This is a genomic window from Paenibacillus sp. OT2-17 (genome assembly GCF_009827695.1).
GTDB lineage: Bacteria > Bacillota > Bacilli > Paenibacillales > Paenibacillaceae > Paenibacillus > Paenibacillus polymyxa_B.
The window spans coordinates 1-5,016 of record NZ_WUDQ01000264.1; the positions used below are offsets into that span (position 1 = coordinate 1).

General features: G+C 47.8%; 5 protein-coding genes and 1 pseudogene. All 6 read left to right on the forward strand.

What is annotated here, in order from left to right; translation table 11 throughout:
- Positions 1–522: pseudogene (locus GRP75_RS19095) on the forward strand (Ig-like domain-containing protein); the annotation flags it as partial.
- 136 nt (positions 523–658) lie between these two features.
- Positions 659–1,147: an RTX toxin gene (locus tag GRP75_RS19100; RefSeq protein WP_069081283.1), complete on the forward strand. Its 489-nt coding sequence runs from the start codon at positions 659–661 to the stop codon at positions 1,145–1,147.
- 282 nt (positions 1,148–1,429) lie between these two features.
- Entirely contained in the window at positions 1,430–2,431 is a 1,002-nt protein-coding gene (locus GRP75_RS19105; RefSeq protein WP_160790064.1) for an ABC transporter substrate-binding protein, read from the forward strand.
- Positions 2,432–2,523: 92 nt separating this feature from the next.
- A complete protein-coding gene (locus tag GRP75_RS19110) occupies positions 2,524–3,537 on the forward strand; it encodes a FecCD family ABC transporter permease (RefSeq protein WP_160790065.1) in 1,014 nt (337 codons plus the stop codon).
- The gene (locus GRP75_RS19115) at positions 3,534–4,577 is read left to right on the forward strand and encodes a FecCD family ABC transporter permease (protein ID WP_160790066.1); all 1,044 of its coding nucleotides are present in this window, start codon (positions 3,534–3,536) and stop codon (positions 4,575–4,577) included. The genes GRP75_RS19110 and GRP75_RS19115 overlap by 4 nt, the downstream gene beginning before the upstream one ends.
- Before the next feature lie 13 nt (positions 4,578–4,590).
- A partial coding sequence (locus GRP75_RS19120) for an ATP-binding cassette domain-containing protein (RefSeq protein WP_160790067.1) occupies positions 4,591–5,016 on the forward strand: 426 nt, incomplete at its 3' end.

Genomic DNA, 5,016 nt, shown 5'->3' on the forward strand with positions numbered 1-5,016 from the left:
CAGGTCCAACAGGAACCACAGCAAGCGCCTGCAGTATATTTCTCGCAATATGTGGATGGCGGGGATGGAAGAATTGTTTTGCAATTGCATTATAACGGGAATGGAGACCCTTCCCATCGGGCAGACGGTTACTCACTTGAGTTTCATCAATGGATGAAGAAAACAAACCAAATGAAAGTTACCACTTTACCGATTAATCCGCTTTATCCTGCCATGCCATATATAATCATCGACAGTATCTTTTATGATTTCATGGATATTACGAATGCTTGGTATTTCAATGATGAGGGCGATTTCTACAACCCGAGCGAATTTAATACCGTTGCATATGTTTTAAAATACCAAGGACAAGTGGTAGATGTATTAGGAAATCCAAATTCGCATGAGCAGTTTGCACCGCAAGGAGGAACGTTCGTCCGCAAGCCAGGAATATCCTACGGATCGTCTGCCTATAATCAGCCAGATGAGTGGAATGCGTTTCCGAAAGGGACCTATCAATATGTCGGCACTCATACACCATAAACGGTATGCTTTGCAGCACCAAGGAGACTCCTGTCCCCTCGAGAATTTTTTAAGAGTCCAGCTTAAGTAGGTCGTAGGAGTTGCTGGCAGAGCGGCTATATTTCAGGTTCATCAGGAACCACAGGAGGCATTTCTTTTGTTTTTTTCACAATATGTCGATGGTGGAGACGGTCGCATCGTGCTGCAATTGTTTTACAACCGAGAATGTGACTTCTCTCATAAAATCGAAGGATATGAGCTGGAGGTTCACCAATTCATGAAAAACAAGAACCGTATGAACGTATCCAGCATAGCGCTATATCCGGTTAATCCAGTAATTCCGTATCTGATCATAAACAGCATCTTTTACGATTTCATGGATGTCACGAATGTTGCCTATTTTAATCAAGAGGGTCATTTCTATAACCCAAGTGAATTTAATACGGTCGCATATGTACTGAAATATCATGAAACTGTGGTAGATGTGATTGGAGAGCCTCATTCGCAGAATCAATTGTTTCCTCAAGGTGGGACATTTGTTCGTAGACAAGGTATATCATGTGGCTCACCCGTTTTTAATCAGCAGGATGAGTGGATTGCATACCCGAAAGGTACTTATCAATATGTAGGCAGACATACACCTTAATTGGTATGTTTGTCTGCGATCGCTGTCTGTTGAAGACAGGTCATGAATTACTTATAAAGGTGTAACCCAACAACTATGGAGGGTTACACCTTTTTGTATACTGAGCATTTTGTATTCATCCAAGCCTTTACTGTACAAGGAGATTTTCAACATGAAACTAGAGGCACGGGGAGTTCTTCCACAGCAGTATCAATATGCTTGAACAATGTACTCAACTGAATTACAATACAATTGATAATGATTTTTAATATCAATTAGGATGAGAAGGGGGAGTTGAACTACATGTTTGGATTGACAAAAAAGCTACATATTTATATAGCACTTATTCTGATGATATCGGTGCTGGCTGGTTGTGCCTCGGGTGGAACTAGCGGGACAACTGACCCTTCAAGCAAGTCTGCAAGTGGTAATAAGAGCAATACAGTAGGCAGTGGTGCAGACGAGCAGACCAGAGTTATCAAACATGCTATGGGTGAAACGACAATTAAGGGAACTCCGAAGAGGATTGTAACCTTGTTCCAGGGTGCCAATGATGTTGTTGTTGCACTTGGTGTGAAGCCAACGGGTGTTGTGGAATCCTGGGTTCAGCAACCCGTATATAAATATTTGAAAGCGGATCTGGATGGCGTGACGCAGGTAGGTCAGGAATCACAGCCGAATCTGGAAGAGATCAACAAGTTGAAGCCGGATCTAATCATTGCCACCAAAACAAGACATGAGGATATCTATGATCAACTGTCCCAGATTGCTCCAACGGTAGTTACCGAGACGTTGTTTGACTGGAAAGAGACGGTAAAGACGGCTGGTGAAGCGATGAATATGAAGGAACAGTCGGACAAGTTGCTTGCCGATTGGGATGCAAGGGTAGCGGATTTCAAAGACAAAATGGGTGACCGTCTACCCATTGAAGCGACTATTACGAATTTCAGAGCCGATCAGGTTCGCATTTTCTATATGGGATACGCCGGGAAAATTTTGAAAGAGCTTGGATTTACCAGACCGCCTGGACATGATGAAGACACCTGGGGTGTGGAGTTGACTTCGAAAGAGAACATCCCGGATATGAACGCAGATATGATCTTCAACTTCAATTCAGGTACGGAAACAGAAGCTATTGAGAAAAATTATAAGGATTGGACCAGCAGTCCGCTCTGGAAAAATCTCGATGCGGTAAAGAATAACCAGCTGGTACAGGTTGATGAAGTGGCCTGGAACATGGGAGGCGGATACACATCGGCCAACATGATGCTGGACGACCTATACAAGCAGTTCAATCTGAATTAATGGGAGCAAGACCTGCCATGCACCAGGACATCGTATACGAAGTGTATGGGCAGGCAGGTCTTTTTGCATTTCACGAATGAAAGAGTGAGAATATGTTTCCCCTTTTTACGAAGGCAAGTACGAAGATGTATGGACTATCCGGCTTATTCATTTTACTATTACTCGCCTGTGTAGCCAGCATGATACTGGGACGCACACACATAACATTTCAAATTGCAGTGGATGCACTACAACACTATGACGAAAGCTCAGTGGAGCATGTCGTACTTCTGACAGAACGTTTACCACGCACAATTATTGCCGCTGTTGTTGGTGCAAGTTTGGCGGTGGCGGGAGGACTCATGCAAGCGCTAACTTGTAATCCGCTCGCTTCACCAAGTGTGTTTGGGATCAATGCGGGCGCCATCTTTTTTATCGTTATTGCCATCGTGGTGCTGTCGGTGTCCTCGCTCAGTACGATGATGTGGTTTGGTTTTGCCGGGGCAACCATTGCAACAGTGATTGTGTACGCGCTTGGGTCCATCGGTCGTGATGGTCTGACTCCCATCAAGATTGTGCTGGCGGGTACCGCCATCTCTGCACTTTTTGCTTCGTTCACGCAGGCAATCCTGGTGCTGGATGGAACGGGACTACAGGACGTGTTGTTCTGGCTTGCAGGTTCAGTGAGCGGTCGGACACTCGACATGCTGTATCCTGTACTGCCATATATGACGGTTGCCACTGTAGTATCCCTGTTTATGGGCCGGGCGATCAATCTGCTACTGACCGGTGATGATATCGCCAAAGGCATGGGACAGAACGTGCTACTGGTTAAGCTGCTTATGGGAGTCGTTACGGTATTGCTAGCCGGTGGTTCTGTTGCGGTGGCCGGTTCAATTGGTCTGGTAGGATTAGTTGTACCGCATATCATGCGGGCGTTTGTTGGCAACGACTACCGCTGGCTTGTTCCCTACTGCATTCTGGGCGGCGCCATTTTGTTATTGGCGGCGGATGTTGTTGCACGGCTGATCATCATGCCGCAGGAAGTTCCGCTTGGCGTTATGACAGCGCTCATTGGTGGTCCCTTCTTCGTCTATATTGCCCGCAAGGGGGGGACGAAGATATGAGGAAGATGATTACTTTTCGCAATAAGAAAGATACGTTATCCTTGCAAATGGAGCGCAAATCGCTGTTCATCATCGGAATCTGTATGGTTTTGGTATTGATTGCATCCATTCTAGGAACTGGTGTGGGTAATGATTTCATATCTCCGCTGAATGTGCTGCAGACGATTTTCGGTCTGGGCGCAGGCGATCATGACTTTGTCGTGTTGACGCTAAGGCTGCCGCGTGTGCTGTTATCGTTGCTTGTTGGTGCAGCACTAGGCATGTCCGGTGCCCTATTGCAGGGGATTATTCGTAATCCGCTCGCTTCACCGGATGTGATCGGGATAACGGGAGGAGCTGCCGTTGCCGCTGTAGGTTTTGTCACCCTGCTGGGTGGAACCATCAGTATCAAGCTGTTGCCGCTGTTTGCCATTATGGGCGCGATGATTACCACAATCATCATATATCTTCTTGCCTGGAAAAAAGGAGTAAGCCCGATTCGACTGGTGTTGATCGGAATCGGAGTGTCAGCCATTACGGGGGCCGGGACGACCTTCATGCTGATTCTTAGTCCATTCTATACGGCTGGTCAGGCGTATATCTGGCTGACGGGGAGTGTGTATGGCGCATCGTGGACCGATGTCAGAACGATCATCCCGGTGATTGTAATCGTGCTTCCGTTGGCGATCTGGTTTGCCCGTAGTCTGAACGCACAGGAATTCGGGGATGATCTAGCCACCGGGCTGGGGGTCACTGTACAGCGTCATCGTTCAGCACTGCTACTGTGCAGTGTACTGCTGGCCGGGGGTGCTGTAGCTGTCGCGGGGACGATTGGTTTTGTCGGTCTGATTGCGCCGCATATTGCCCGGAAGCTGGTAGGGCGTATGTTTGGCAGCATGCTCATCGTTTCGGGACTGGTCGGTGCCCTGCTTGTATTTGCTGCTGATCTTATTGCCCGTACAGTATTTCTGCCGCTCGATGTTCCGGCAGGGGTATTTACCGCCGGGGTAGGAGCACCGTTTTTCCTGTATCTGTTGTTCAAGAATCGAAATCAGTTTTGAGGAGGAGAATGCTGTGAGTATTCTGGAAGCCAAGGACCTTACGATCGCCTATGGCGCAGAGCCTATTATTGAGAATCTGAACCTGACTATTCCCAAGGGGAAAACTACTGTCCTGATTGGCAGCAACGGTTGCGGAAAGTCCACCTTGCTGCGAACGATGGCGCGACTGCTGAAGTCCAGTTCAGGCTCGGTGCTGCTGGATGGCGAGGAGATTGCGAAGTTGCCTACCAAGGAAATTTCAAGACGTATGTCCATTCTGCCGCAAGGCCCTTCTGCTCCAGAGGGACTGACAGTGAACCAACTAGTTCGGCAAGGACGGTACCCACACCAGACCTGGCTGAAACAGTGGTCAGGTGAGGACGAACGCATGGTCAGGCTCGCGCTGGAATCCACACATCTGACTGCTCTGGCTGATCGGCCCGTGGACGCATTATCCGGC

Bases quoted from the DNA above. Each gene is read 5' to 3' on its own strand.
- GRP75_RS19105 (WP_160790064.1), top strand. From the start codon at position 1,430: ATGTTTGGATTGACAAAAAAGCTACATATTTATATAGCACTTATTCTG.
- GRP75_RS19110 (WP_160790065.1), top strand. From the start codon at position 2,524: ATGTTTCCCCTTTTTACGAAGGCAAGTACGAAGATGTATGGACTATCC.
- GRP75_RS19115 (WP_160790066.1), top strand. From the start codon at position 3,534: ATGAGGAAGATGATTACTTTTCGCAATAAGAAAGATACGTTATCCTTG.